We start from the raw sequence: 26,397 nt of genomic DNA on the forward strand, positions 1-26,397 counted from the left end.
CGGCAACACACATGAGCTGGTATCGGCCGACATGACGCTCAAGGAAGGTAGGTAGCGGTCCTCCGAAGGGTTCGTCACCGTGGGCCCCTGCTGAACTCTCAGCAGGGGTCTGTTCTTCCCTGAAGCCATGAATCATTCGATTTCTACAGAGCTTCGAGTGCTGCCGAAACCCGTGTACAGGCGCTGCCGGTTCTCGAGTTCCGGCGCAGCTTCTGTGGTGGATCGTTCTCAGGCGGGGAGTGGGCTCGTGGGCTCCGCAGCGTCGTGGACCAACTCAGTGAACCTCTTTCATCCTGTGCTGGAGGGTGAAAGAGGCTGGTCAGCGAGGGTGGTGACGAGACAGGGCCCCTTGTCGTTGGCGTGGTGATTCCACTCATCACACCGGCGACCGAAGGGGCCCTGTTGGTTCCGTATGCTGCCACGCTCGACGTCCCTCATGAGCTGGTCGAGCATGTCGCTTGGCTGCTGCACGAGCACCGCCAGGCCCGCAACACCCGCTGGCGCAAGCTCGGCTGTTTCAAGCAGGCGTTGCTCACGCTGGTGCACCTGCGTAAGAACGAGACGTTCTCGCAGCTCGGGGCCGGTTTCGGGATATCCCAGGCCACCGCCTGGCGTTACGTCGACGAGACCTTGGACGTGCTGGCGGGCTGGGCGCCGGGCCTCCAAGAAGCGCTCACCGGTCTCGGTGAGGGCGATCACGTCATCGTTGACGGCACGCTGATCCCGATCGACCGGATCGGCGCGGACGAGCCGTACTACTCGATGAAACACCGCAAGCATGGGATGAACGTGCAGGTCATCCCCGTCCCGACGGCACACCTCTTTGGTTCTCCCGCGCGACACCCGGCGGACCCACGACCTGACCGCGGCCCGGGCCCACAGCCGTCGTCCAGGCCTGCCTCACCCGGCAGATCCTCGTCCTCGCCGACCGTGCCTACCAGGGCGCCGGCGCCACCTTCCGCACCCCGTACTACCACCACCGCGAACAGCCCGCTCACTATCAGCAGTTCAACCGCGACCACGCACGGCTGAGAGCACCCGGCGAACGCGCCTTCGCACAGCTAAAGTCCTGGCACATCCTCCGCCGAGCCCGATGCTCCACCCGACGCATCGGCACCATCGTCCAAGCCGTCCACACGTTGCTGACCTGCAACTATTCAGGATGAAAGAGGCTCACTGAGGCCGGGCCCACTACGTTGGGCTGACCTCAGAATGTACCTGTGTAAATCAGCTTGCCGTCTCCCCCATACACGGCAACGGGCAAAGACCCAGATTCCGACCGCTGCCACGCCCCAAATGCCCCCGCGAGGAGCTCGCCGTTCTGCTCCGTCGACTGAGCGGCAGACAGCGTCGTCGAGATGAAAGCACGCCCCTGTTTCCTGTCCCAATCGCCGATAATTTTATCAACCGACGGAACCAGCGCGTATACTGCCGCGTCATTCCGACTCGCCTTGCGGAATTCCTCAGCACTCCTTTTTGAATCAGCTGCGTCGTCATCCGGAGGAAGCGTCTTGACTATAGCGGGTGTCTGAGATTCAGCGTCAGGCTCCGCTGTTAGCGAGCAGCCCGTCAAGAGACCGGCGATCAACAAACCAGTAATAATGGCACGAAACCGCATTTACCAATTCCAATCGACTCAAAGTGCCCCTCCATCCGACTCGTGGATGAAGGGGCACGATACAGGACTTACAGACTCAGGTGATCAGCCTTGTTGTTCCAGTCTCCGCCGTACGGGTAGTCCACGTTGTTGAGCTTTCCGCACGTCCCCGTCGGCTGGTAGTAATCAGGATCAGGCAGCCCGGTGCGCCAGTCCGTGAGCTTCACACCGCCGCCGCTTTTGTTGTTGCAGATCGAACCCGTCTTGTCACGGAAGTTATGGCTCCCGAGATTCTTCCCACCACTTACGAACCGAAGCATCCGCCCCGAGTAGGACGTGTAGTCGAATATGCAGCCGTAGCCGAACGGGCAGTCCGCGACAGCTTTCGTACCCACCGACCCCGCCTGAACGGAAGCCGACGCGCCAGGCGCAGCAGGGGACTTCTCAACCAGCGTGCGCTGCTTCATCCCCTTCGTGCTCAGCGCCCCCGGGACCTTAAGGCCTGCGGCTTCTGCGGCAAGGGCATGCCCCAGACTCTCGTCTGCCAGATCGCGCTGTTCATCTTCCACCGTGTCGTAGCAGCGCATGTCCCCCTCGGCTACTTCGGTGCAGATCTGCGCACCCTGCCAGCCCTCACCGAGAATAATGGTTTGACCGTTGTACGTCGCAGTCACCACCTGCTCTACGGACTGCGCCGGATCATCCGGCTCGCCCGAAGCGAAGGCAGACGAAGGTGCCAGCAGCACCATGGATGCTGCCACCGCAGTGGCTGCTATGACTCTACGGAATATCACGAGTTCCCCCCTCTTTTTCCCTGAAGGGCAACTATAAACCCTTTCACAAAACGTCGTACGCTACTCGGCATCATCGAATAATTTCCGCCACATCATTGACTTGAATCGTCCTACGCGTTTTAGGCATCAGACGCAGAAGGGTCGCTGAACCTCTTTCATCCTGTGCTGGAGGATGAAAGAGGTTCAATGAGTTGCAGCAGAAGCCCCTACGTAGCCATTCGGCCGTGGAGGCGGAGGAAGTAAGGCCGGCTGGAACACCTGAAGATCTCCTCGGTAGTGATCGGGGTGCCGCGTGCGGACCGATGGACATGTTCGCCTGATCCGACCCCAGGCCGCGCAGACTTGGAACGAGTGCGCCCGCTCAGCCGTCCGGCCCGAGCCGGCTCCTGCGGTCAGCGAGGACGGCGTCACCGGGTTCCTCGTCTCGCTCGACCGCATCATCCTGCAACCCGCCTGTCCCCTCAGCACACCTTCCGGAGACGCGTGCCCCACCCGTACGCCCTACCGCCCGCCTGGGCCGCAACGACAACCGTCTCGTCCTCTCCACCGACGACTGCGCCACCCACGAACCCCTCGGAAGCGCGCGGCCCGCTCGCGGCGTGCGCACCGACTGGAACCACGTCCCCCGAGAGGCAGAACCCCGCCTCTTACGCCGAAGCCGGACCGACCAAACTGCCAGCGGGCAGAATGACACCGACTGCACCATGCTCTTGACCGCTTCGTAACGGAAGACCAGATATGCCGGTTTCTCAAGAAGTAAGTAAAAACCGCCACCCCGCCCCCTAAACCCGCAGGTCACGAACTGTGGTCCCCGCGCACGCGGGGGTGGTCCCTTGCTGCGGGTGTAGCCGGTGCGGTCCTCCTCGTGGTCCCCGCGCACGCGGGGGTGGTCCCGTGCTGCTGCTCCTGGTCGTGGCCGTCGTCCTGTGGTCCCCGCGCACGCGGGGGTGGTCCCTGCCGCAGATTGGGGCATGAGGTGACGGACCGGTGGTCCCCACGCACGCGGGGGTGGTCCCTGGTCTCGGCTGCGGTCGGCATGTGGACCCGCGTGGTCCCCGCGCACGCGGGGGTGGTCCCCTGGCGGGGGCCTGGTCGAAGCTCGAAGCGGCGTGGTCCCCGCGCACGCGGGGGTGGTCCCCGGCCGCTGCTCCACCACCGGGAGACCTGCTCCGTGGTCCCCGCGCACGCGGGGGTGGTCCTTTTCTCAGGTGGGCGCGGGGCTGAGGTTCTGCGTGGTCCCCGCGCACGCGGGGGTGGTCCCCATGAAGCGCCTCACCGGTGGTGACCCCATCGAGTGGTCCCCGCGCACGCGGGGGTGGTCCCTGATGACGGCCCCGGCGGCGTACCACCGCCCCGTGGTCCCCGCGCACGCGGGGGTGGTCCCCAAGCCGCGAGGTCGCGTCGGAGCCGATGTTCGTGGTCCCCGCGCACGCGGGGGTGGTCCCCGGGACCGCGTCCTGGCGGCCGTCGCCGCCGGGTGGTCCCCGCGCACGCGGGGGTGGTCCCTCGATAAGTTTCGCGGAGATGACCGGGACGAGGTGGTCCCCGCGCACGCGGGGGTGGTCCCGGGTCGAGGAGCGCGGGCGGCTGCTCCTCGGCGTGGTCCCCGCGCACGCGGGGGTGGTGAGGACGGCGTCACCGAGGTCCGCGCATCGCTTGATCGCATCATCCTGCAACCCGTCTGACCCCTCAGCACACCTTCTGGAGACAGCATGCCCCACCCATACGTCCTGCTGTCCGCAGCCGTCTCGATCGACGGCCACCTCGACACCCGTCCTGGGGAGGCCCGGCTCCTGCTCTCCAACAAAGAGGACTTCGACCGGGTCGACTCCGTACGAGCCGGTGTCGACGCCATCCTCGTGGGAGCCGGAACTCTCCGTGCCGATAACCCCCGCCTCCTCGTCAACTCTGAGAAGCGCAGGGCCGCCCGGATCGCAGCCGGTAAGCCGGAGTACCCCCTCAAGGTCACCATCACCGGCACTGGCGATCTTGACCCCGACTGGAAGTTCTGGCATCACGGCGGGGGCAAGCTCGTGCTGGCCGTCGGCGACACGGCCGCGACGAAGGCCCGCTCGAACCTCGGCAATCTCGCCTCCGTTCAGAGCATCCCTGCCGAGAACACGTGGCCCGCCGCTCTCGATCTCCTCGGTGACGTGGACGCCGTCGAGCGGCTCATGGTCGAGGGCGGCGGCACCCTCCACACACAACTCCTCGGATCGGGGCTCGCCGATGAACTCCACCTCGTCATCGCCCCGCTGCTGGTCGGCCAACCGGACGCGGTACGCATGTTCGGCCCAGCCGACTACCCCGGCGGCCCCACCTCCCGGCTCCGGCTCATGGAGGCTCGGCAGATCGGCGACGTGGTACTTCTGAGATACGCGCCCAAGGACACCTCCACGGAGCCCCAATGAGCCCCACTCCTTCGGCCGGCGCCCCTGGTGCAGGCCGCACGCCCAACGCCGCAGACCGGAAGTGGCTCGCGCTCGCATGCGAGCTGGCTGCCCTCTGCACACCCTCCACAACCGCCTTCAGCGTGGGAGCGGTCATCGTCGCTGCAGACGGAACCGAACTGGCCCGCGGCTACTCCCGCGAGAGCGACCCCCACGACCACGCCGAGGAGGCCGCCCTCGCCAAGCTCTCCGCCGCCGATACCCCGCTCACCACCGCCACGATCTACAGTTCCCTGGAGCCCTGCTCCCAGCGCGCATCCCGTCCTCGCCCCTGCGCCCAACTCATCAAGGACGCCGGGCTGCACCGCATCGTCACCGCCTGGAGCGAGCCCGACACCTTCGTCGCGGGCGCGGAAGGCAGTGCGATCCTCGAAGCCGCCGGAGCAACGGTCCTCGCACTGCCCGAGTACGCGACCGCCGCGCAGGCCCCCAACCGTCACCTCCTCTGACAGCCCGGAACTCGAGCTCCGGGGACCGAGACCCGAGACCCGTTCTTCGGGGTGGGACCGGATCACTCGTTCGGAGTACGGGAATGGGGGCTGCGGCCCGAAGCTCGGGGCCCGGGATCCAGGCGTCGGGATACGAGCCCCGAGACCCGAGCGCCTTCTTTAACCGGTAGGGAAATAAGGGGGGTTAAGGAAAACCTCCCACCCTCCCCACCCCGTCACGGCCAGCAAGTATGACTAATGGTGACGGCTTGCGGCACAGCGTGACGACTGTCTACGGTGCGAGAACTAAACGACCCCGACACGGTGTTGCAACCACCGGGCCAGGGTCTCACCGCAAGATCGTTCACCTAGAAAGCCGATCCCGTGGCTACTCAGCACCTTAGCTCCGCCCCGCCCGCTCCAGCAGCCCCCCACGCCTGCCCGATGGCCAAACCCGGCTATGGCAAACGCTCTGCTCCGGGCCAACAACCCCGCTCGCGAGACGATTTCTCTCTGCTTCCGACCCGCGAGCGGTACGTGGCCGGGTTCATCGACCACCTCCCCGAAGGTGCGGCGATGAGCGTGAAGCAGTTAGCCAAGCAACTGCCCCTGTACGGACAGCAGGCGATCGGAACCTCCCTGTCCGTCCTGTCCGTCGCAGGCCACTTGCGCCGCGTACGGTGCCCGGTCGGAGACGGGGAGCAAGTCCGCTGGGTCTACCGCACGTTCTGGTCCCGCACCGCGCGCGACAACGAGTGGTGGAACACCTACCTCGCCACCGAGACCGTCGTACAGGCGATCGCCCCGGCCGGGCCGGAAACCCCCCGCTCCGACACGCCACCTCCACCGGGGGCCCCGACAGTGGAGACGCCGACACGACGGGCAACCGCCGAGGAGCCCCCGCAGGCACCCTCACAGTCGGACGACGCACGTGCGGAAGGGGCCCCGGAACCCACCGCCGCACCCCAGCAACACACCCCGTTCCCGACCTCCTACACCCACCAGCCCCAGCCCGCCGAACAAGGCCCGCCCCCAAGGGCCATGGCGACCGCAACCCCCGTCACCCCGGTGCCCGCCTCTCCCGCCCCTGGTGAAGTCCCGACGGCACTCCGCGCAACCACCGGGCCCCAGCACTCCCCCGCCTACCTGGCGTTGGCCCGCCTGGGCCGCGACGACCACCGCCTCGCCCTCTCCGCCCACGACTGCACCACCCTCGAACCCCTCGCAACCGCATGGCTCGCACGCGGCGTCAGCGTCGACTACCTCACCAGCGCCCTCACCGCAGGACTCCCCGCACAGGTCGACTCCCCCGCCGGCCTCCTCCGCCGCCGCCTCACCGACAAAATCCCACCCCAACTCCCTACGGCGGGAACCATGTCACCGGCCTCCAAAGCCCCCGCACCCGCCCGCCGCATCCTCATCGAATGCACGACATGCGGCCGCCCCGGCCCGGCGGAAGCGCTCCCGGACGGCCTCTGCCGCCCCTGCCACCACACCCACACCGGGACCAGCGAAAGCATTCCCGCCCCCGCCGAAATCACCGCCGTCAAAGCCCACATGGCCAACCTCCGCACCCTCCTCAAGCCCGTGTGACTCGCAACCAGCAGACCAACCCATCCGCCGCACCCTGGGGGCAGGGAAGGCGCCCACAACCCACCTCCAGGACCACGCTTAAGGGGTGCGGAGCCCCGCTTCTTACGCCGAAGCCAGACCGACAGCAGGCAGAATGACACCGGCTGCATCGCACTCGTGACCGTTCCGCAACAAAGGGGCAGCTATGTCGGTTTCTCAAGAAGTAAGTAAAAACCGCCTCCCCGCCGCCTAAACCCGCAGGTCACGAACTGTGGTCCCCGCGCGTGCGGGGGTGGTCCCCTGTACCGCAACCTGGTCAAGTTCCAGCAGGAGTGGTCCCCGCGCGTGCGGGGGTGGTCCCGACCGCGACCGCAGCCGGCCCTTTCGGCTCCCGTGGTCCCCGCGCGTGCGGGGGTGGTCCCCATTTGGGTCGCGAGCTGCACTTGATTCTGGGGTGGTCCCCGCGCGTGCGGGGGTGGTCCCTCTGTCAACCCTTTCCCTAGGTTGTCCGGGGTGTGGTCCCCGCGCGTGCGGGGGTGGTCCTCAAAGAGATGGCCTTGCCATCGCAGTGATGGCGTGGTCCCCGCGCGTGCGGGGGTGGTCCTGGAGCAGCTCCCCACCACCCGCGCCGTACAGGGTGGTCCCCGCGCGTGCGGGGGTGGTCCCAGGGCGCGGATCTCGTCGTCGCTGAGGTCGTCGTGGTCCCCGCGCGTGCGGGGGTGGTCCCCGCCCGAACTTGGTCCCGGCCGGGGTGGTCTTGTGGTCCCCGCGCGTGCGGGGGTGGTCCCCCCTCGAACCAGGTTTACGGCGTCGCCCCGGCGTGGTCCCCGCGCGTGCGGGGGTGGTCCCCGGCCGGGCCCCTTACCCGGCTCGGCCCACTCGTGGTCCCCGCGCGTGCGGGGGTGGTCCCTTTGGTACTCAAGTTTTCCGGGGTTGCCACGCGTGGTCCCCGCGCGTGCGGGGGTGGTCCCGTTTCTGGTAACGGGAGTTCCGGGGCACCGTTGTGGTCCCCGCGCGTGCGGGGATGGTCCAGCCTCCCGCCGAGCCGCGGTCCAGGCGGAGGCTGGGGTCCCTGCGCGTGCGGGGGGGTCCTGGTCATTCCTCCTCACGCTCGCCATGCGCGGGTGGTCCCCGCGCACGCGGGGTCGGCCCCAACACGGACTCCCGACCCGGCCCGCCCGTCCCCCACCCAGCGGACTACGCCGCAGGTACCGGTACGCCCCCGCCCCCGGCCCGATACGCCCGCCCACACCCCCAACTAGCGTCACCCGCATGCGAATCGGACTGCTCGGCACCGGAAATGTCGCCCGCACCCTGGCCCACCGCTGGCGCGCCGCAGGGCACGACGTCCTCCTCGGATCGCGCCGTCCACGGGAGCGGGGCGGCCTCGGTCTGGCGGTCGCGGGGCTGGACGAGACCGCCGCCCACGCGGAAGTCCTCGTCAACGCCACCCCCGGCGGCGTCTCTCTGGACCTGCTCCGCTCCATCGGGGCGCCCGCGCTGGCCGGCACGCTGCTGATCGATGTCGGGGTCGGCCTCTCTGACGACTTCAGCACCCTCACCCATCCCAACAACAGCCTGGGCGAACTGATCCAGGAGGCATTCCCGCTCACCCCCGTCGTCAAGACGCTCTGCACCATGGACGCGACCACGATGGTCGCGCCGGGCGACCTCACCGAGCCGGGCACCGTCTTCCTCTCCGGCGACGACCCCGAGGCCAAGGCCACCACCGGAAAGCTGCTCACCGACCTCGGCTGGCCGGTCTCCTCCCAGCTGGACATCGGCGGCATCACGACCGCGCGCGGGCAGGAGCACTTCGCGTTCCTGTTCATGGGGATCGCGGGCGGGGTGGGCTCCCACACCTTCAACGTCAAGGTGGTCACCCGCCCGTAACCGCACCACGTCTCAGGCGGGTGCCGGGAACTCCCCCGTCAGCAGCTCGACGTCGAACGGGGAGGGCACCGTCAGCGGCTTGCCGAACGGCACCGCGTCCGTGTGCTTGTAGGTGCCGTCCTCGTTCGGCTCGGAGAACAGGGTGGCCATCGGCCCCCGGGTGTCGAACCGATCGATCAACAGGTACATCGGAATGCTCGCGCGGGCGTAGGCGCGGTACTTCTTGGTCCGGTCCTCCCGGGCGTTGCCGCGCGACGTGATCTCGACGACGAGCAGCGCCTCCGAGGCATCCATCGGGTCGCTGGTCTCCGGATCGGCGGCGGCGATCAGCTCGGTGGGCATGACGACCAGGTCGGGGACGTACAGCTTGCCGAGGGGCGCGATGTGGATTCCCAGGGTCTGGTAGATCCCCAGCCCCTCAGGAAGGCCCCGATAGAGGCGGCGCTGCACCGCTTCGGCGATGCCGTTGTGGTGTGCGTGCGGCGGCGGTACCAAAACGATCTGCCCCTCGTCGATCTCGGCGCGCCATCCCTCGGGCACGTCCAGTTCACGCCATGTCTGCAGGAGGTAGTCCCACGCGCGCCCATCCGATGCCTGGCCGTTCTCGACAAACGCTGCGGTCATCGCGGGTCCCTTCTTCCGTGGCCTTGCCGAGCAGGCTAGATCCGGGGGGTCACGGCCGCCGGCCGTTCTCCCCCAGCGTCCCACGGACGGGTGGCCCCACGCAGGCAGCACGCCCCGGGGCGCATCTCGGGGCCCTGCTCCCCGCCGCTCTCGAACCGGGCGGTGGAGGGGAAACCGGCGACTCCGACGACCCGCCCCTCCGCCCCGCCCCTCAAGCCTCGGCGACGGTCCGGTCCCGCCCGTCCGCACCCGTACACCGAGGCTCCGAGCCGCACCCGTACGCCCAGGCCCCCGGCCGCACCCGTACGCCGAGGGCCCCGGGCCGCCGCCGAGCGGCCGGAGCAGTCCCCGTACGGCCCCCGGCTTCACGTATGAGTGTCCGACCCTCCGGTCATACTGGCCGTGGAGACGCGAAAGCGACGGAAGCGGAGGCGGGAGCATGGGCGACGACGACGCCTGGTCCGGTGCGCTGCACCGGCTCTGGCAGGCCGCTTCGCGGGCCGAGGAGGTCGGCGCGCTGGCGGACGACGTCTACGCGCCGCTCCTCGCCACTCCCGGCGTCCACCTCGTCGTGGGCACCCGGTGGGACGAGGACGCGACCCTGCGGTACATGCGGGCCCTCCGCGCCGGGAGCGACACCCCGGTGATCGTCGCGGCGGCCCGCTCGATGCCGGGGGCCGCCGCCCGCGAACCCGACGGGGAGCCGGTCGTGGCCCGGACCGCCGTCGCCGACCTCGACGACGGGGCGTGGCCGGAGGCGGAGTTCCTGCGGCAGTCGCCGGGGGCCTCCGTCGTGGCGTGCACGTTCCGGCTCGACCGGCGCGGCTGGGCGGCCCTCAGCCTCGCCGTGGACCCCTCGGCCGACACGCAAGAGGTGGCCCGCCGCCTGGCGCAGGCCGTCGACGTCATCGTCGCCTGCCACACCGGCATCCTCCAGCGCGGCCGCGAGGCCCGCCGGGCCGCCTCCGACGCGCTGCTCGCCGAGGCGTCGCTCCAGATGGACTCGTCGCTCGACATCGAGGACACCCTCAGACGGGTGGCCCGGATAGCGGTCCCGGCCGTCGCGGAGGGGTGCCTCGTCCACCTGCTGCGCCAGGACGGGCCCGAGTTCGTCGCCGCCACCCACGTGGCCGTCCGGCAGCAGCGCGCGCTGGAGGCCGTGGGCCGCGACGACCCGTGGCTGGCTGCCCTGCTCGGCCGCCGCGGCGACGCCGACCAGGCGGTCTTCCTGAGCGGCGCCGCCCTCGAAGGTTCTCCGTTCGTCGCGTACGGGCCCGCCGGACCGGGACCGGCCGACCAGCACCCCACGGTGGTCAGCGTCAGCACCCTGCGGGCCCGCGGCCGCGTCGTGGGCACCATCACCTTCGTCTACCAGCGCGCCGAGGACCGGCTGCCCGGCAGCGCCTTCCTCGACAGCCTCGCCTCCCGCGCCGCCCTCGCCATCGACAACGCCCTGCTGTACGAGATGCGCCGCCACGCCGTCCTCTCGCTCCAGGAGCACCTGCTCCCCTCGACGCTTCCGGCCACGCCGGGGTGGGACCTGTCGGCGAGCTACGAGGTCGGCGACCCGATGCTCGACGTCGGCGGCGACTTCTACGACGCCGTGGTCCGCCCCGACGGCAGCCTCGCCGTGCTCATCGGCGACGTCTGCGGGCGCGGCGCGGAGGCCGCCGCCCTCACCGGGCTGGCCCGGCACACCCTGCGCACCCTCCTGGAGGAGGGCACCGATCCGGGCACCGCCCTGAGCCGCCTCAACCGGGCGCTGCGCCAGGAGGGGGCGAGCCGCTTCCTCACCGCGGTCGTCGTGACGATGGCGCCCCGCCCCGACGGCACCGCCCTGCTCACCACGTGCAGTGCCGGCCACCCGCGCCCCCTGGTGCTCCGCGCGGACGGCTCCATCGGGGAGATCGTCTCCGGCGGCCTGCTCCTCGGCGTCCTGGACGACGTCGCGTACGAGAGCCACGAGGACTCCCTGGGCCCCGGCGACGCCCTCGTGCTGTTCACCGACGGGCTGACGGAGTCCCGGGAGGCGGACGGCACGTTCTTCGAGAGCGTCCTGCCGCAGCGCCTCTCGGCCCTGCGCGGCGGCGACGCCGCCCGCATCGCGGAGACCCTGGCCCGGCAGGCCAGGGCCTTCCGTGCCTCCGGGCAGGACGACATCGCCCTGCTCGTGGCCCGATGGAACGGCGTCCCGCCCTCCGACGGCCCCCATCTTCTGGAAACCCTGCTCGAACAGGCGGCGACGCGATGACCGGTGACGGACTGATCCTGGTGGTCGAGGACTCGGAGGAGGACACCGAGGCCATCCAACGCGCCCTGTCCCGCTCGCGCCCCCTGGTGGACCTGGAGTTCGCCCCGCGCAGCGAGGCGGTGCTCCCGCGCCTCCTGGACCCGGCCGCCCGGACCCCCGACCTGCTGCTCCTCGACCTCAACATGCCGGGTGTGAACGGCCTGACGCTGCTGTCGCAGCTGCGCGCCCACTCCGCGTGCGCGTCGCTGACCGTGGTGGTCTTCACCTCCTCCACGGCCTCCGCCGAGGAGGACGCCTGCTACGCGGCGGGCGCGGACAGTTACATCTACAAGCCGGTCAACTTCGAGCTGTTCCGGACCGTCCTCCAGGGAGCGGTCGACTTCTGGCTGCCGCGCGGGGCGGCCGGCGGGGTCACCGACCCTCCTCGGACTGCTCCCCCAGCGTGAACCAGACGGCCGTGCCCGGCCCTCCGCCGCAGTCGGGGTCCGGTGCGGCGGCCGGGCTCTCCAGCCACAGGCGGCCCCCGTGCCGTTCCACGATCCGCTTGACCACGGCGAGGCCGACGCCCGAACCGCCGCCCCGCTCGTCGCGGCGGTGCAGCCGCCGGAACAGCTGGAGGACGTCCGCCTGCTGCCCGGCCGGGATGCCGATGCCGTTGTCCCGGACGACGAGGGCCGTCACCGTACCCGTGCCCGTACCCGTACCGGCGCCCGTGCCCGCGTCCGTGCCCGTACCCGTACCCGCGTCCGTACCCGCGTCCGCGCCCGTACCGGCGCCCGTGCCCGTGGTCGCGCCGCCGCCGCCCTCTCCGCGCGTACCGTCACCGGCCGGCGCCGGAACCCGTACCGCCTCGATCCACACCCGGCGCTCCCCCGTGCCCTCGTCCGCCGCGTACTTGGCCGCGTTCACGAGCAGGTTCTCCAGCACCTCGCGCAACCGCTCCCGGTCCGCCCGCAGCCGGGGCAGGGCCGCCGGGCGCACCAGCGTCACCCCGCGCTCGGCGAGCCGCCCCCCGGCCACCTCCAGGGCGTCGTCCAGCACCTCGTCCACCGACAGCGTCTCCCGCACCAGGCCCACCTGCCCCAGGCGGGAGAAGTGCAACAGGGAGTCCAGCAGCCCGTCCATGCGCTCCGCGAGCCGCCGTACGGTGGTCAGACGGCGCAGGGACGTCGCGTCCAGTACGGTTCCGGCGTCCTCGACGATGAACGCGGCGGCGTTGGAGATCCCCCGCAGCGGCTCCTTGAGGTCGTGGGCCGCCGCGTGCGCGAACGAGTCCAGGTCCTCGTTGGTCCGGGACAGCTCCGTGTTCCGCGCCTCCAGCTCCACCACCTGCCGCGACAGCACCCCCGACACCTCCCGCCACAGCTCGGCGGCGACCACCCGCTGGGCCGGGCTCCACGGGGCGCTCCGCCCCCGTACGGTCGCCCGGTAGACCGCCGCCGAACCGCGCGGGGTCAGCCGCTCGCCGCCCGGCCCCGTGCGCACCGGGCGGGCCGGGTCCGCGGCCCACTCCCGGGGTGCGGGCTGTTCGTGGCGCCACCAGGCCAGCAGGTCGCCGTCCCGGTTGAAGGGCAGGAAGAGGAGCCCGGCGGGCACGCCCCGCTCCTCGGCCCCCTCCGCCTCCTCCCGCTCCAGGCCCAGCACCTCGGGCAGCCGGTCGGTGCTCCACACCTCCCCGACCGGCGCCTCCCGGGCGAGCCGGTCCAGCAGCCCGGGCAGCGCCTCGGGCACGGGGTCCCCCACCGTCAGTATCTCCGCTCCCCGCAGCAGTACCGCCCCGTCCGCGGCGAGCAGTTCGGCCATTCCGGAACCCGGGCGCATCAACGCGTCCGGCGCCAGGGAGGCCGAGCGGGCCAGCAACGTGGCGAGCGTCCGCCGGCTGCGGGCCAGCTCGTCCGCCTCCTCGCGCCCGGCGACGGCGGCCAGTTGCAGGGAGAGCGCGATCCCGAAGAACTCGCACGCCGCCCGCACTTCGGGCGTCAGCCGCGTCGGCTCGTCGCCGTGGCAGGCGATCAGCCCCCACAACTCCCCCTCGTGCAGCAGCGATACGGACATGGAGGAGGCCACCCCGATGTTGCGCAGGTACTCCAGGTGGTAGCCGGAGACCGTCCGCAGCACGGACGCCGACAGGTCCAGCGGCTGCCCCGTCTCCTCCCGCAGCTCGGGGACGAGCCCGGCCGTGCGGTCGTCCACGTCGCCGATGACCCGGATCCAGTTGCGGGCGTAGAGGCGGCGGGCCTGCGGCGGGATGTCGGTGGCCGGGAACCACAGCCCGAGCCACGGTTCGCGCCCCTCGTTGCGCGCCTCCGCGATCACCTGGCCGGGCCCGTCGCGGCCGTCGAAGCGGTACGCCACCACCCGGTCGTACCCGGTGAGCGCCTGGACCTCGCGGACCGCGGCCGTGCAGCACGCGGTGACGTCGGTCGCCCCCTGGAGTTTCTGCAGGGCCCGCCGCACTTTGGGGTAGAAGTTCTGGAACACGAACGGTCCGCCCGCGGGGCGGGGTTCGAACTCCAGGACCAGCAGGTCGCCGTTGCGGTGGACGGTCACGTCGTACGACCGGGGCCCGCCCCCGCCCTCCACCGTCAGGGGCAGCACGCCGGAGGAGGCGGTCACGTCCCGCGCCCCGGCGTCCGGGTCCGCGTCGGGCGAGGCGGGGTCCACCGCGGCCTCCAGGACCGATGTGCTCTCCCGGACCAGGGCCCACTGCTCGTCGCCGATCAGCTCCGTGACCGGGCGGCCCAGCAGCTCCCCGGCCTCCCGGCCCAGCACGTCCCCCGCGTTCCGGCTCACGGTGTCCACGACCGCGTCGTCCAGCCGCGCGGCGATCAGCGCCCCGTACGACTGGACGCCGCCCAGCAGGTGGATCGGCTCGCGCACGCACTGCGTGAGGTCGAACTCCTGGCTGACGTCGGCCTCGGCCTCGACCGCCCTCGGGGTCAGCCAACCCCGCACCTCATCGGACACCGTCTGTTCTCCGTCCCTCGGGGTCAGCCCTTCCTACCATTCCGGTTCCGGGCGGCGGCGGCCGGCCGGGGCGGAAATCATCCGAGTATTCCCCGCGCCGGGGAAAACACCGGGAACCGACGCACGGATTCCTTTCCCTCTCCTTTCCGGCCCGCCCTTTCCCCGCCCCTTCCGGCAGGCTCTTCCTCCGGGAGATCCGCCAGGTGTGGGCCGCCCCTTCACGGGCACACGGAGGTCAGCGGAAATATCAAGGGCATATCGATGGTCCGCCGCAGAGAACGAGCTGAGCGATGTCGCGAAAGGAGCCACAATGAGCGACTCCCTGTGGGGCTACCAGCCGTCGAGCGGTCATATCGCGGGCAGCGACCTGACCGGCTATTCGGTCGAGGCGACCGACGGCAGTATCGGAAAGGTCGACAAGCACTCCGACGAGGTGGGTTCGTCCTACCTGCTCGTGGACACCGGCGTCTGGATCTTCGGCAAGGACGTCCTGCTCCCCGCGGGCACGGTGAAGCGCATCGACCCCGAGGACCGGAAGGTCTACGTGGACCTCACCAAGGAGCAGGTCAAGGACTCCCCGGAGTTCGACCGGCACCAGCAGACCGAGGACCCGGCCTACCACGAGCAGCTGTCCGCGTACTACACGGCGTTCCGCGTCGTGTGATCCGGCGCGCTCCCACGAACGGCGGCGGGCCCGACCCCGAGGAGGGGCCGGCTCCGCCGTCCCGCGTGTTCGCCCCGGGGCGCCGGGCGCACGACCCGGCTCAGCCCTCCGGACGAGGCGGCGCTCCCGCCTCCCGTCGCGTCGCGTCGCGCCCGCGCCGGGCGCGTCCGCCTCAACGCGGGAGCTGGCTCTCCCTGTTGGCCTCCGCCACCCGGGCCCTGAGCACCACGCCCGGGGACGCCGGCCGTACCGCGTCGGACGGGCACTCCCACTCCGGTCCGCCCCCGGGCGGACGCAGCCGTACGTTCGTCCCCGCGCGGCCGACCACCCGGCCGACCCGGCCGTCCCGCGCGTCCACCGCGAACGCGCCCGCACCGGCCGCACCCGCCTCGGAAGCGCCCGGTGCGCATCCCTCACCCGTCATGACCGCTCTCCTTCTCCGCCAGCACCTCGCACAGCCGCAGCGCGGTGTCGATGTTGCAGCGCCCCAGGTCGACCAGGGGCGTGGGCTCGTCGCCCGCGCACGAGACCGGATCGACCCGCAGGGACGGCAGCTTCACCCCGGCCCCCGCGAACCCCGCCTTCAACCGCTCCACGGCGTCCTCCGCCGTCCGCACCCGTTCGGCCGCCGCCCTGCGCCGCTCCATCGCTTCCATGCCGCACACCTTCCACTCTGCGTGATGGACATGCATACCCAGCGTGTCCAACGCGCAGGTCGCCCGGAAGAGGCGCACTTCCGGCAACCTCCTCACCGCTACCGTCCGTCACCCTCTCCGGAGCGGCGCCCGGCCGGTCGCTCCCCGGCTCCCCGGGAAGGGCGCTTGGGAGCGCTCTCAGAGCCGTCCGCGCTCGGCGTTAGGCTGTAGGAGGTCAGGCGACGACACCGAGCACACGCACCGCCCCGCGCACCGCTGCGCACCCCGCACCCGCCCGCGTATCGCCGCCCCGTCGACAAGGAGCGACCGCATTGCCCGAGCAGTCCCGCGGGCCCCGGCCCACCCTGGAAGCCGTCGCCGCCCGCGCAGGGGTCTCCCGGGCCACCGTCTCCCGGGTCGTCAACGGGGGCGACGGCGTCCGCAAGCCGCTCGTGGACAAGGTGCTCCAGGCGGTCGAGGAGCTGGGGTACATCCCCAACCACGCGGCGCGGACCCTCGTCACCCGGCGCACCGGGGCGGTGGCCGTCGTCGTCGCGGAGCCCGAGACCCGGTTCTTCTCGGACCCCTTCTTCTCCCAGCAGATCCGCGGCATCAGCAAGGAGCTGACCGCCCACGACACCCAGCTCGTCCTGCTCCTGGTGGAGGGGCCCGGGGACTTCGACCGGATAGCGCGCTACCTGGCGGGCGGGCACGTCGACGGGGCGCTCGCCTTCTCCCTGCACACCGACGACCCGGTGCCCGCGATCACCCGGCGGGCGGGCATTCCGGCGGTCTACGGGGGCCGGCCCAGCTGGACCGCCGACCCGGGCGACCAGGGCGTCCCGTACGTCGACGCGGACAACCGGGGCGGGGCGCGGCTGGCCGTGCGGCACCTGCGCGACCTGGGGCGCGAGCGCATCGCGCACATCGCCGGACCCGCCGACCAGACCTCCGCGACGGACCGCCTCGACGGCTACCGGGACGTGCTGCCGGACGCGGACCCCACACTCGTGGCGGACGGCGCGTTCACCGTGGAGAGCGGGGCGCGCGCCATGGCGGAGCTGCTGGAGCGCCACCCCGACCTGGACGCGGTGTTCGCCGCCAACGACCTGATGGCGTCGGGGGCGCTGCGGGTGCTGCGCGAGCGGGGGATCGCGGTGCCGGAACAGGTGGCGCTGGTGGGGTTCGACGACATGGACTCGGTGGCCGCGGAGACCGATCCGCCGCTGACGACCGTGGCCCAGGAGATCGAGGGCCAGGGGCGGCTGATGGCCCGGCTGCTGCTGCGCGCCCTGGACCGGGACCGTACGGGCGACGGCGAGGCCCCGGAGTCGGTGATCACCCCGACCACCCTGGTGCGCCGCGCCTCCGCCTGAGGGGACCTCTACCTGAGGGGCCCCCGGGGGTGCGCCCCTGGCCGGGTGCGGCCCGGCGGACACGAGGGCGGCGGGCCGCCGCCCTGAGGAGCCGGAGACCCGCCGCACCGATCGTGCCCGTACGTCGTCGTTCTACGCGTACGGGATGCCGTCCCGCACAGGATCTACACGTACGGGATCTACGCGTAGGGGGGCCTACGCGTACGGGATTCTGAGGACCGCCGCGTCCGTGCCGGTCTGCACCTGGGACGTGCCGTTGCCGAGCGCGTTCCAGATCTCCAGCCGGACCGTGCCGTTCCTCAGCTCGCCCAGGCTTCCGGTGACCGCCTTCGTGCCGGACGCCTGGGTGTACTCCTCCCACCCGTTGACCGGGTCGGTCGCGAAGTAGCGGAAGGTCTCGGCCCGGTCGAACGTGCCGTCGCCCGTCAGGTCGTAGCTGACCCGGACCTGCGGGGCGAGGCCGACCTTCGTGCCCGCGTCCACCCGGAGGCGGAACGCGGTGGCCGCGCCCGCGGCGACCTTGCCGTTGACCTTCTTGATCTCGTAGACGTTCGGCCGGTACGGGGTGCCGTCCCGGTTGACGCCGTCCGCCGAGGCGATGGTGTCCACGCCCGCCGGGTCGGTGGTGGATGTGGTGAGGACGCCCCCGGACTTCAGCCGGAAGGCGTTCCCGGTGGACGGCTCGCCGGGCTCCCCCGGGCCCGGGTCGGTGCCGCCGGGCCCCGTACTCGTGGCGGTCGAACGGGCCGGTACGGACAGGGTCTTGCCGTCCGAGAAGGTGACCGTGCGGGCGGTGGAGCCGTGGTTGTGGGCGGTGTAGGTGCGGACCCCGTCCTTCGAGAAGACCGCGGAGGTCGGCAGGTCGCCGCTGACCGCCATGTCGGGCGCGCCGACGGAGGCGAGGGTGGAGAGCCAGTGGTAGGTGTGCGCCCTGGACTCGCCCTGCTCGGGGGTGTAGTTGCCGTTCACCCCGTCCCACTTGGCCTTGGCCGCCGCCGGGTCGGAGAGCGATTCGAACTCCCAGAGCAGATCGCGCCACTCCTGGGCCGGTCCGCCGTTCTCGCGCTCCATCTCGGCGATGTTCCGCTTGACGGCCGCCTTCTCGCGGGCCAGGTGGAGTGAACCGCCCGTCACGGGGAGGACGTTGATGCCGTGGATCTCCTCGGGGTTGGCGGTCCACCAGGTGGAGTACGCGCCGCCGCTGCCCCAGACCATGCCGACCGTGTCGTGGCCGAAGGAGGCGGGGAAGACCTGCTGGTTCGCGTCGAACCAGTACTGGGTGATCGCCTCGGACTCGGTCGTCAGCAGGTAACTGCCCAGGTCCCGCAGCGCGTTGTCACCGGTGGCCGCGCCCCACAGGACGAGGCCGGCGCTGAGGTTGATGGACTCCGACGAGGACTCCTGGTTGTTGCCGGCCGCGAAGCCCTGGTGGCCGGAGGCCCAGCTGTGGCCCGCGTACACGTCGAAGCCGCGCAGGAACGGGTAGGCGGAATCGGTGCGGCTGGGGTTGGCGGTGTCGCGGATCAGGTGCTTGACCATCGTGCCCCAGGCCGGGTCGGCGGCCCATGCCTGGTCGTACTGGGCGATGATCGCCGCCGCGTACACGTAGTAGCTGTAGTGGAAGTGGTGGTCGTTGAGTTCGGTGTCGCTGCCGTAGGAGGCCGGGTAGCCGGTGAGGGTCTTCCAGTCCTTGTCGTAGCTGAACTCACTGGGGCCGCCCGCCGTGAACCACTCCTGGAGCCGGCCCTTCATCAGGCCGAGGAGCTTGTCGCGGGTGGCGGTCTGGCCGATCTGGTCGGCCACGGGCACCAGTTGGGCGAGGCGGCCGAGCGCCTTGCCGGTCCAGTAGGTGTCCGAGGCGCCGGAGAACGGGTCGGCGGCGTTCGCCACCTCGTCGAGGTAGCCGGTCAGCCGGGCCTTGTCGACGCCGCTGGAGGCGGGCAGGGCGGGCACGACGCCGTTGTTCTTCTGGCTGGTGGTGAAGGACGCGGACTCGCGCACCTTCATCGTGCCGCGCGGCGACACGTACGTGTACGGGGTGAGCGCGTCCGTGGTGTGCAGCCACTGGTGGCGGTAGAGGGCCTGGAGCGTGGAGCGCTCGGCGCCCTCCTTGGCCTCGGTGGTCAGGCTGTAGGTCGCCTTCACCGTTCCGCCGGTGGACTGCCAGGCCACCTGGGAGCCGGTGACGAAGCTGAAGGCGTACTTCCGGTAGGTCGCGAGCGCGTCCTGGGAGGGCAGCACGGCGAGCGAGAAGTAGTCCTTCCCGCCGAGCCCGGCCGTGATCGCGGTGCCGGAGACGTTCCAGTCGCTGCCGGTCGGCGCGAAGAGGGCGTAGTGGTGCCCGGCGACGGTGAGGCCGAGGACGTTGCCCTGGTCGGAGAAGACGGTGGGCGTGGAGGCGGTGGTGATGCGGGCGTCGCCGCCGGAGCCCTTGGCATACACGAAGGGCATGCCGTGGCCGATGGTGGCCCGGAAGGTGCGGGAGCCGTCGGCCCAGTAGGGCGTGACCGTCCAGTCGGACCAGGCGTCGGCCTTGGTGTCCGGGGAGTTCAGTCCGCTCAGCCCGACGGTCAGGTCGGCCTTGTGGGCGTACTCGTACTGGCGGCCGTCGCCGACGATCGCGGGCGTGGTCGGATAGCCGACCTCCAGGCCGGACGCCTTGGCCTGGTAGGTGAGCGGGTGGCCGTACATGGGGGTGCTGTACGGGTTGTCGCCGTAGCGCTGGAAGGCGAGCGAGGACCACCAGTCGTTGGTCGGGACCGGCTTGTCGCGCGCGGCGGTGGTGAGTTTCGGGGTGACGGGCGCACCGGTGTTGGTGGTCGGGCCCGAGGCGCCGGCGGGACGGGAGTCGGTGTAGCTGCCGGCGCCGGCGGGGAGGGTGGCGGCGGCAGCGGGAGAGGCGGCGGGCCCCAGGCCCACGGCGGCCACGGCGACGGCGAGGAGCGTCGCGGCCACCGGTCTGGGAGTGGTGCGGAAAGCGGGTCGGGAGAGGGAGGTTCGCACGAGCAGCACCTCGATCATGGGGGGGGAAGAGCGCTTTCGAGAGCGCTCTCAAGTGCCAAGGAACGTAAAACTCCTGAAACGTGAGTGTCAAGAGAACCCGCACGCAGGGCAGTTGGAGCACCTCCCGGGCAAAGCCAAGCCGTTATGCGTTCGAGTCTTGACGGGGCGGAGGTGGTGGGAGACGCTCCAGACGCAGGTTTTGAGAGCGCTCTCAAGGCGCTCGGTTCATCCCGAAGCCAAGGGAGGCTTCCCATGCCCATCGCCCGAGCCGCCAAGAGAGCCACCGCCCGCCTCGGCGCGGTCGTCCTCGCCGGGGCCCTCCTCGCCGCCTGTGGATCCAGCGACCCGTCGGACTCCTCCGGCGGTGCGGGCGGAAAGGTCACGCTCAACGTGGACCTCTTCGGGTCCTTCGGCTTCAAGGAGGCCGGGCTGTACGAGGAGTACCAGAAGCTCAACCCGGACATCACGATCAAGCAGAGCGACACCCAGGACGAGGCGGACTACTGGAAGTCGCTCCAGACGCGGCTGGCGGGCGGCGGCGGTCTGGCGGACGTGCAGGGTGTGGAGGTCGGCCGCATCGCGTCGGTCACCCAGCAGCAGGCGGACAAGTTCCAGGACCTGAAGGAGTTCGGGGCCGATAAGCTCAAGGGCGAGTTCGCCGAGGCGAAGTGGTCGGCGGCGACCACGAAGGACGGCAGGATCCTGGGTCTCGGCACGGACGTCGGCCCCGAGGCGATGTGCTACCGCACCGACCTCTTCGAGCAGGCCGGACTGCCCACGGACCGCGAGGAGCTCGCGAAGAAGTGGGCCACGTGGGACGGCTACCTGGAGCTGGGCAAGGAGTACAAGAAGAAGGCCCCCGCCAAGAGCGCCTGGCTGGACAGCGTCGGCTCGCTCTACGGAATCATGATCGGCCAGGAGGAGGAGCGGTACTACGACGCCTCCGGCGAGCTGATCTACGAGAAGAACCCGGCGGTCAAGGCGGCCTGGGACACCTCCGTCGAGGCGGCCGAGGCGGGGCTGAGCGCCAAGCTCGACCAGTGGTCCCCGCAGTGGAACCAGGCGTTCGCGGCCGGTTCGTTCGCGACGATCCCGTGCCCCGCCTGGATGCTCGGCTACGTCAAGGGCCAGGCCGGCGACGCGGGCAAGGGCAAGTGGGACATCGCGAAGCTGCCCGGCGGCGCGGGCAACTGGGGCGGCTCGTATCTCTCCATCCCGCGCGCGGCCAAGCACAAGAAGGAGGCGTACGCGCTCATCGAGTGGCTGACCGCCCCCGAGCAGCAGGCGAAGGTCTTCCAGAAGCAGGGCAACTTCCCGTCCTCGACGGGCGCCATCGAGAAGATCTCGGGCGCGACGGACGCGTATTTCTCGGGCGCCCCGATCGGCCGGATCTTCGGTGAGGCGGCCAAGGCGTCCCCGGTGCAGGTGCTGGGGGTGCACGACCAGAACGTGATGCAGCAGATCACGAACGCGCTGAGCGAGGTCGAGCGCAAGGGCGTGTCGTCGGACAAGGCGTGGCAGACGGCGAAGAAGGGCGTGGACAACGTGATCGGCTGACCCGCCGGCACGACCGCCCGGCCTTCTCGACCCCGGGCGGGGCCGGTCCGCCCCGCCCGAGGGGGACGGACCGGCCCCGCCCCCGTATCGCACCCCCCTCGTCACACCCCCCGCGCCCGCCCCGCAACGCCCCCTCGCCCGCCCCCCCCGATCCCGAAGGGCCGAACCGTGTCCCTCACCGCCACCGCGAAGGCCGGGCCCCGCGGCCCCGCCGGAAACGGGCCCGGCCCCGACGACGGCCGGGCCGCCGCGCTGCGGCGCACCTGGCGCAAGGCGTCCCCGTACGCCTACATCGCCCCTTTCTTCACCCTCTTCCTGGCCTTCGGCCTCTTCCCGCTCCTCTACACCGCGTTCGTCTCCCTCTACCGGGTCGAGCTCCAGACGAGCGGCGAGATGGAGTGGCGGGGCATCGCCAACTACACGGCGCTGTTCACCGACGAGTACTTCTGGACCGCGCTGCGCAACACGTTCACCATCGGCGTGCTCTCCACGGTCCCCCAGCTCGCGATGGCGCTGGGCCTCGCCCATCTGCTCAACTACAAGCTGCGCGGGCGCACCTTCGTCCGGACCGCGATCCTGCTCCCGTACGCCACCTCCGTCGCCGCCGCCACGCTGGTCTTCGCGCAGCTCTTCGGCAAGGACTTCGGGCTGATCAACTACGTGCTGGGGCTGGTCGGTTTCGACCCGGTGGACTGGCAGACCGGCACCGTGGCCTCGCAGATCGCGGTGTCGTCGATCGTGGTCTGGCGGTGGACCGGCTACAACGCGCTGATCTACCTGGCCGGCATGCAGTCCATCCCGCACGAGCTGTACGAGGCCGCGGAGATGGACGGGGCCTCGCGCTGGCGGCAGTTCATCCACGTGACGCTTCCCGGCCTGCGCCCCACGATCGTCTTCACCGTGATCATCTCGACCATCGGGGCGACCCAGCTCTTCGGTGAACCCCTGCTGTTCGAAGGGTCGATCTCGGGCGGGATCTCGCACCAGTACCAGACCCTCGGCCTGTACATGTACGAGCAGGGCTGGGGCTTCTTCCACCTGGGCCGGGCCGCCGCCATCGCCTGGGTGATGTTCGTCCTGATCGTGGTGCTCGTCGGGGCCAACGCCCTGCTCGTGCGCCGCCGCGCACGCAAGGAGGCCGGCCGATGACCGCGCTCGCCGCACCGCCGACCGCCCCCGAGAAGGACGGTCCTCCGCAGAGCCCGCCGCCCGGCAGGCGGCTCCGCGGAGGAGGCGCGGGCCGCACGATGAAGGCTGGCCTGCTCTCCTACGTCATCCTCGGCTTCGCGCTGCTGATCTCCGCGTTCCCGTTCTACTGGACCATCGTCACGGCCAGCCGGTCCAACGCCGACATGGCGAAGGTGCCGCCGAGCCTGCTGCCGGGGCCGAACCTGATCAAGAACTTCGAGCAGGTCCTCGAAGAGGCGGACATCGGCAAGGCCCTGCTGAACTCGCTGATCGTGTCGGGGTCGATCACGCTCGGCACGGTCCTGTGCTGCACCCTGGCCGGGTTCGCCTTCGCCAAGCTGAGGTTCAAGGGGCGCAACGCGCTGCTGACGCTGACAATCGGGACGATGATGATCCCGCCGCAGCTCGGGGTGATCCCCCTCTTCATGCTGATCGCCGAACTCCAGTGGGTGAACCAGCTCCAGGCGGTGATCCTGCCGGGCCTGGTGTCGGCGTTCGGAGTCTTCTTCATGCGCCAGTACCTGGTGCAGTCGCTGCCGGACGAGCTGATCGAGGCGGCCCGGGTGGACGGGGCGTCGACGGCCCGCATCTTCTGGTCGATCGTGATCCCGATCGCGCGGCCGGGGATGGCGGTGCTCGGGATGCTCACGTTCATGACGGCGTGGAACGACTTCTTCTGGCCGATCATCGCGCTGTCCTCGCAGGAGCCCACCGTGCAGGTGGCGCTGCGGCAGCTCGGCGGCGGGTACGTGAACGACCAGTCGGTGATCATGGCGGGCACGCTGCTCGGCACCCTGCCGGTGCTGCTGGTGTTCGGGCTGCTGGGGCGGCAGATCGTCGGCGGGATCATGCAGGGCGCGGTGAAGGGCTGAGGGAAGCGTCTTCCCCCGGGGGGCCCGGCCGAGGCGTCGCCCCCTCCTCCCGCCCGCCGCCACCTGCTCCCGCTCCCCGTTCCCTGTTCCCTGTTCCCCGTTCCCTGTTCCCTGTTCCCCGTTCCCCTTCCGTTCCCCGTCCCCCTTCCGTTCCCCGTCCCCCTTCCACTCCGCTCCGCTCGTCGCCCTCCCTTTCCTTCCGCAGTCCGCGTCCACCTCGACGCCCCTCGCTCTCTCCTCGTCATCCCTCCTCCCCTCACTCTGGAGTGTCCGTCTCATGACCGCTGTCGATTCCCGCCCGGCGACCGCCGAGGACGCCCTTCCCGAGACCGGTACGGTGCTCCGCTTCCCGACCGGGTTCCGGTGGGGCACGGCCACCGCCGCGTACCAGATCGAGGGCGGGGCCGCCGAGGACGGCCGTACGCCGTCGATCTGGGACACGTTCAGCCGGACGCCCGGCAAGGTGCGCAACGGCGACACCGGCGACATCGCCGCCGACCACCTGCACCGGATGCCCGAGGACGTACGGCTGATGAAGGAACTGGGCGTCACCGACTACCGGTTCTCCGTCTCCTGGCCCCGGGTGCAGCCGACCGGACGGGGCCCGGCGGTCGAGCGCGGTCTGGACTTCTACCGCCGTCTGGTGGACGAGCTGCTGGAGGCCGGCATCAGACCGGTCGCGACGCTCTACCACTGGGACCTGCCCCAGGAGTTGGAGGACGCGGGCGGCTGGCCGGAGCGGGACACGGCATACCGGTTCGCGGAGTACGCGGGCCTGGTGGCGGGAGCGCTGGGCGACCGGGTGCCGACGTGGACGACGCTGAACGAGCCGTGGTGCGCGGCGTTCCTCGGGTACGGGAACGGGGTCCACGCCCCGGGCCGCACCAGCGACCTGGCGGCCCTGCGCGCCGCCCACCACCTGAACCTGGCGCACGGGGCGGGGGCGAGGGTGCTGCGCGACCGCCTCCCGGAGACGGCGGAGATCTCGCTGACGCTGAACCTGCACGCCCTGCGCCCGCTGAGCGACACCGACGCGGACCGGGACGCGGTGCGCCGGATCGACGCGGTGGCGAACCGGATCTTCCTGGACCCGGTCTTCCACGGCAGGCTGCCGCAGGACCTGGTGGCGGACACGGAGGCGGTGACGGACTGGTCGTTCGTGCAGGACGGCGACCTGGAGGTGACGTCGACGCCGATCGACTCCCTGGGCATCAACTACTACTCCCCGAGCGTGGTTTCGGCGGGCTCCTCGGAGTCGCCGTCGCCGTGGGCGGGCGCGGAGCAGCACGTTGCGTTCACCCCGGCGGAGGGGCCGCGCACGGCGATGGACTGGCCGGTGGACGCGAACGGGCTGTACGAACTGCTGACCCGGCTGCGCGACGAGTTCCCGGCGCTGCCGGTGCTGGTGACGGAGAACGGGGCGGCGTACGACGACTACGCGGACCCGGAGGGCGACGTGCACGACCCGGAGCGGGTGGCGTACCTGGACGCGCACCTGACGGCGGTGCACCGGGCGATCGCGGACGGGGCGGACGTACGCGGCTACTTCCTGTGGTCGCTGCTGGACAACTTCGAGTGGGCGTACGGGTACAGCAAGCGGTTCGGCATCGTGCACGTGGACTTCGCGTCCCAGCGGCGCACGGCGAAGGACAGCGCCCAGTGGTACGCCGATGTGATCGCCCGCGGCGGCCTGGAGGGCTGACGCGGGGAGGTCGCCGGTTCGGAGGGCCGCTCCCGGGGGTGTCGGCCTGAAGGACGGGACGGCCTGGAACCGGGGGGTTTCGTGGAGGGTCCGGGACGCGTGTCCCGGACCCTCTCGCATGCCGCGGCCCCTCCCGCGCCTCCCGGACCCCCTCGCGTGTCCCGGGCCTCTCGCGTGTGTCCCGGGCCCTCACGCGCGGCCCGGCCCTCCCCGCCTGTACCGGCGCCCCTCTCGCGTGTCCCGGACCCCCTGGCCGGGCGTACGGTACGGGCGGTGTGCGTTTCGTGCCGGAATGGTCCGGTCGGTTTTCGGCCGGACGAAACCCCGGCGGTGTCCGGCGAGTCGGCGGTCGGCGGGCCCGACCGGCCCAGGTCCGCCCGTATGGCCGGAAGAGACCGCGAGCAGGCCGACGGCCGGGCCCGATCCGGGTAGGTCCAGGACGCCGACCGGGGAAACAGGGCTGATCATCAGCGAGGTCCCGCGGAGCGGTCCGCACCGGCGACGGAGGTGGAGGGCGTACCGCCCCCGCCGACCCGGCGGCGGGGGCGGCGCGAGCAAGCGCGTACCACACGACTTCCGTCCACCCGGTGCAACTTGGCGCGAATGCATGGCCTCCGACCGTGGCGGGTTTCCTCACCTCTTGACCTCCCCGCCCCCGCCCGTATGGTCTAGACCAAGCAGTGAGAGGCAGGCGGCGGCGCACCCGGGCCGCCCCTGCCTCGTCCATCTCTTCCGGCCGACCGCGCCCACCCCGCGCACGGCCCGCACCCCCCGCGCCGAAGCGGCACAGCCGTCGCTCCGCCGCACAGCCCCACCAGGCGGGC

General features: G+C 71.0%; 16 protein-coding genes, 2 pseudogenes and 2 CRISPR repeat arrays. Of the genes and pseudogenes, 12 read left to right on the top strand and 6 right to left on the bottom strand.

Going from position 1 to position 26,397, the window contains the following annotated elements; all coding sequences use genetic code 11:
- Positions 1–360 precede the first annotated feature (360 nt).
- Positions 361–1,166 (top strand): annotated as a pseudogene (locus AMK24_RS05360) (transposase family protein).
- Positions 1,167–1,686: 520 nt separating this feature from the next.
- On the opposite strand, the gene AMK24_RS05365 reads toward AMK24_RS05360, so the two are convergent.
- A complete protein-coding gene (locus AMK24_RS05365; RefSeq protein WP_073765383.1) occupies positions 1,687–2,346 on the bottom strand; it encodes a peptidase inhibitor family I36 protein in 660 nt (219 codons plus the stop codon).
- A gap of 849 nt (positions 2,347–3,195) precedes the next feature.
- Positions 3,196–4,019: a CRISPR direct-repeat array (repeat unit 29 nt; unit sequence GTGGTCCCCGCGCACGCGGGGGTGGTCCC).
- Positions 4,020–4,103: 84 nt separating this feature from the next.
- Here AMK24_RS05365 and AMK24_RS05370 point away from each other — a divergent pair.
- The 3 genes and pseudogenes from AMK24_RS05370 to AMK24_RS05380 all read left to right on the top strand — a co-directional run bounded on the left by AMK24_RS05370 (position 4,104) and on the right by AMK24_RS05380 (position 8,734).
- Positions 4,104–5,290 (top strand): annotated as a pseudogene (locus AMK24_RS05370) (dihydrofolate reductase family protein).
- 423 nt (positions 5,291–5,713) lie between these two features.
- Entirely contained in the window at positions 5,714–6,862 is a 1,149-nt protein-coding gene (locus AMK24_RS05375; protein WP_073765384.1) for a MarR family transcriptional regulator, read from the top strand.
- Positions 6,863–7,112: 250 nt separating this feature from the next.
- Positions 7,113–7,873: a CRISPR direct-repeat array (repeat unit 29 nt; unit sequence GTGGTCCCCGCGCGTGCGGGGGTGGTCCC).
- 240 nt (positions 7,874–8,113) lie between these two features.
- A complete protein-coding gene (locus tag AMK24_RS05380; protein WP_073765386.1) occupies positions 8,114–8,734 on the top strand; it encodes an NADPH-dependent F420 reductase in 621 nt (206 codons plus the stop codon).
- A gap of 12 nt (positions 8,735–8,746) precedes the next feature.
- Here the strand turns inward: AMK24_RS05380 and AMK24_RS05385 are convergent, their stop codons facing one another.
- Positions 8,747–9,358, bottom strand: a complete 612-nt coding sequence (locus AMK24_RS05385; RefSeq protein ID WP_073765388.1) for a Uma2 family endonuclease — start codon at positions 9,356–9,358, stop codon at positions 8,747–8,749.
- Positions 9,359–9,797: 439 nt separating this feature from the next.
- Between AMK24_RS05385 and AMK24_RS05390 the strand changes: the two genes are divergently transcribed.
- Both AMK24_RS05390 and AMK24_RS05395 read left to right on the top strand, forming a co-directional pair.
- Complete coding sequence (locus AMK24_RS05390; protein ID WP_073765390.1) at positions 9,798–11,609, top strand: PP2C family protein-serine/threonine phosphatase; 1,812 nt, start codon at positions 9,798–9,800, stop codon at positions 11,607–11,609.
- Complete coding sequence (locus AMK24_RS05395) at positions 11,606–12,055, top strand: response regulator (RefSeq protein WP_073765392.1); 450 nt, start codon at positions 11,606–11,608, stop codon at positions 12,053–12,055. The genes AMK24_RS05390 and AMK24_RS05395 overlap by 4 nt, the downstream gene beginning before the upstream one ends.
- Here the strand turns inward: AMK24_RS05395 and AMK24_RS05400 are convergent.
- The gene (locus AMK24_RS05400) at positions 12,021–14,576 is read right to left on the bottom strand and encodes an ATP-binding protein (RefSeq protein ID WP_073765394.1); all 2,556 of its coding nucleotides are present in this window, start codon (positions 14,574–14,576) and stop codon (positions 12,021–12,023) included. The genes AMK24_RS05395 and AMK24_RS05400 overlap by 35 nt on opposite strands.
- Before the next feature lie 310 nt (positions 14,577–14,886).
- Here AMK24_RS05400 and AMK24_RS05405 point away from each other — a divergent pair, with 310 nt between their 5' ends.
- Positions 14,887–15,240 (top strand): PRC-barrel domain-containing protein, encoded by a 354-nt coding sequence (locus AMK24_RS05405; RefSeq protein WP_073765396.1) that lies wholly within the window; start codon positions 14,887–14,889, stop codon positions 15,238–15,240.
- Between the two features lie 172 nt (positions 15,241–15,412).
- Here the strand turns inward: AMK24_RS05405 and AMK24_RS05410 are convergent, their stop codons facing one another.
- Entirely contained in the window at positions 15,413–15,664 is a 252-nt protein-coding gene (locus tag AMK24_RS05410) for a hypothetical protein (protein WP_073765398.1), read from the bottom strand.
- Complete coding sequence (locus AMK24_RS05415; protein ID WP_073765715.1) at positions 15,654–15,896, bottom strand: hypothetical protein; 243 nt, start codon at positions 15,894–15,896, stop codon at positions 15,654–15,656. Before AMK24_RS05415 ends, AMK24_RS05410 begins: the two co-directional genes overlap by 11 nt.
- Positions 15,897–16,207: 311 nt before the next feature.
- On the opposite strand from AMK24_RS05415, the gene AMK24_RS05420 reads away from it, so the two are divergent.
- Entirely contained in the window at positions 16,208–17,251 is a 1,044-nt protein-coding gene (locus AMK24_RS05420) for a LacI family DNA-binding transcriptional regulator (RefSeq protein WP_073765430.1), read from the top strand.
- Positions 17,252–17,446: 195 nt separating this feature from the next.
- On the opposite strand, the gene AMK24_RS05425 is transcribed toward AMK24_RS05420, so the two are convergent.
- A complete protein-coding gene (locus AMK24_RS05425; protein WP_073765432.1) occupies positions 17,447–20,272 on the bottom strand; it encodes a glycosyl hydrolase in 2,826 nt (941 codons plus the stop codon).
- Positions 20,273–20,506: 234 nt separating this feature from the next.
- Here AMK24_RS05425 and AMK24_RS05430 point away from each other — a divergent pair, with 234 nt between their 5' ends.
- The 4 genes from AMK24_RS05430 to AMK24_RS05445 all read left to right on the top strand — a co-directional run bounded on the left by AMK24_RS05430 (position 20,507) and on the right by AMK24_RS05445 (position 25,573).
- Positions 20,507–21,811: an ABC transporter substrate-binding protein gene (locus AMK24_RS05430; protein ID WP_073765434.1), complete on the top strand. Its 1,305-nt coding sequence runs from the start codon at positions 20,507–20,509 to the stop codon at positions 21,809–21,811.
- Positions 21,812–21,979: 168 nt separating this feature from the next.
- Positions 21,980–22,960 carry a carbohydrate ABC transporter permease gene (locus tag AMK24_RS05435; RefSeq protein WP_073765436.1) on the top strand — a complete coding sequence of 327 codons (981 nt, stop codon included), beginning with the start codon at positions 21,980–21,982 and terminating at the stop codon, positions 22,958–22,960.
- A complete protein-coding gene (locus tag AMK24_RS05440) occupies positions 22,957–23,871 on the top strand; it encodes a carbohydrate ABC transporter permease (protein ID WP_073765438.1) in 915 nt (304 codons plus the stop codon). The genes AMK24_RS05435 and AMK24_RS05440 overlap by 4 nt, the downstream gene beginning before the upstream one ends.
- Before the next feature lie 277 nt (positions 23,872–24,148).
- On the top strand, positions 24,149–25,573 hold the full coding sequence (locus AMK24_RS05445; RefSeq protein ID WP_073765440.1) for a GH1 family beta-glucosidase: 1,425 nt from the start codon (positions 24,149–24,151) through the stop codon (positions 25,571–25,573).
- Positions 25,574–26,397: the final 824 nt, after the last annotated feature.

It is taken from the genome of Streptomyces sp. CB02366 (genome assembly GCF_001905905.1).
GTDB lineage: Bacteria > Actinomycetota > Actinomycetes > Streptomycetales > Streptomycetaceae > Streptomyces.

Excerpts from the sequence above, each read along its gene's own strand:
- AMK24_RS05365 (WP_073765383.1), bottom strand. The coding sequence starts at position 2,346 with ATGGTGCTGCTGGCACCTTCGTCTGCCTTCGCTTCGGGCGAGCCGGAT.
- AMK24_RS05375 (WP_073765384.1), top strand. The coding sequence starts at position 5,714 with ATGGCCAAACCCGGCTATGGCAAACGCTCTGCTCCGGGCCAACAACCC.
- AMK24_RS05380 (WP_073765386.1), top strand. The coding sequence starts at position 8,114 with ATGCGAATCGGACTGCTCGGCACCGGAAATGTCGCCCGCACCCTGGCC.
- AMK24_RS05385 (WP_073765388.1), bottom strand. The coding sequence starts at position 9,358 with ATGACCGCAGCGTTTGTCGAGAACGGCCAGGCATCGGATGGGCGCGCG.
- AMK24_RS05390 (WP_073765390.1), top strand. The coding sequence starts at position 9,798 with ATGGGCGACGACGACGCCTGGTCCGGTGCGCTGCACCGGCTCTGGCAG.
- AMK24_RS05395 (WP_073765392.1), top strand. The coding sequence starts at position 11,606 with ATGACCGGTGACGGACTGATCCTGGTGGTCGAGGACTCGGAGGAGGAC.
- AMK24_RS05405 (WP_073765396.1), top strand. The coding sequence starts at position 14,887 with ATGAGCGACTCCCTGTGGGGCTACCAGCCGTCGAGCGGTCATATCGCG.
- AMK24_RS05410 (WP_073765398.1), bottom strand. The coding sequence starts at position 15,664 with ATGACGGGTGAGGGATGCGCACCGGGCGCTTCCGAGGCGGGTGCGGCC.
- AMK24_RS05415 (WP_073765715.1), bottom strand. The coding sequence starts at position 15,896 with ATGGAAGCGATGGAGCGGCGCAGGGCGGCGGCCGAACGGGTGCGGACG.
- AMK24_RS05425 (WP_073765432.1), bottom strand. The coding sequence starts at position 20,272 with ATGATCGAGGTGCTGCTCGTGCGAACCTCCCTCTCCCGACCCGCTTTC.
- AMK24_RS05430 (WP_073765434.1), top strand. The coding sequence starts at position 20,507 with ATGCCCATCGCCCGAGCCGCCAAGAGAGCCACCGCCCGCCTCGGCGCG.
- AMK24_RS05440 (WP_073765438.1), top strand. The coding sequence starts at position 22,957 with ATGACCGCGCTCGCCGCACCGCCGACCGCCCCCGAGAAGGACGGTCCT.
- AMK24_RS05445 (WP_073765440.1), top strand. The coding sequence starts at position 24,149 with ATGACCGCTGTCGATTCCCGCCCGGCGACCGCCGAGGACGCCCTTCCC.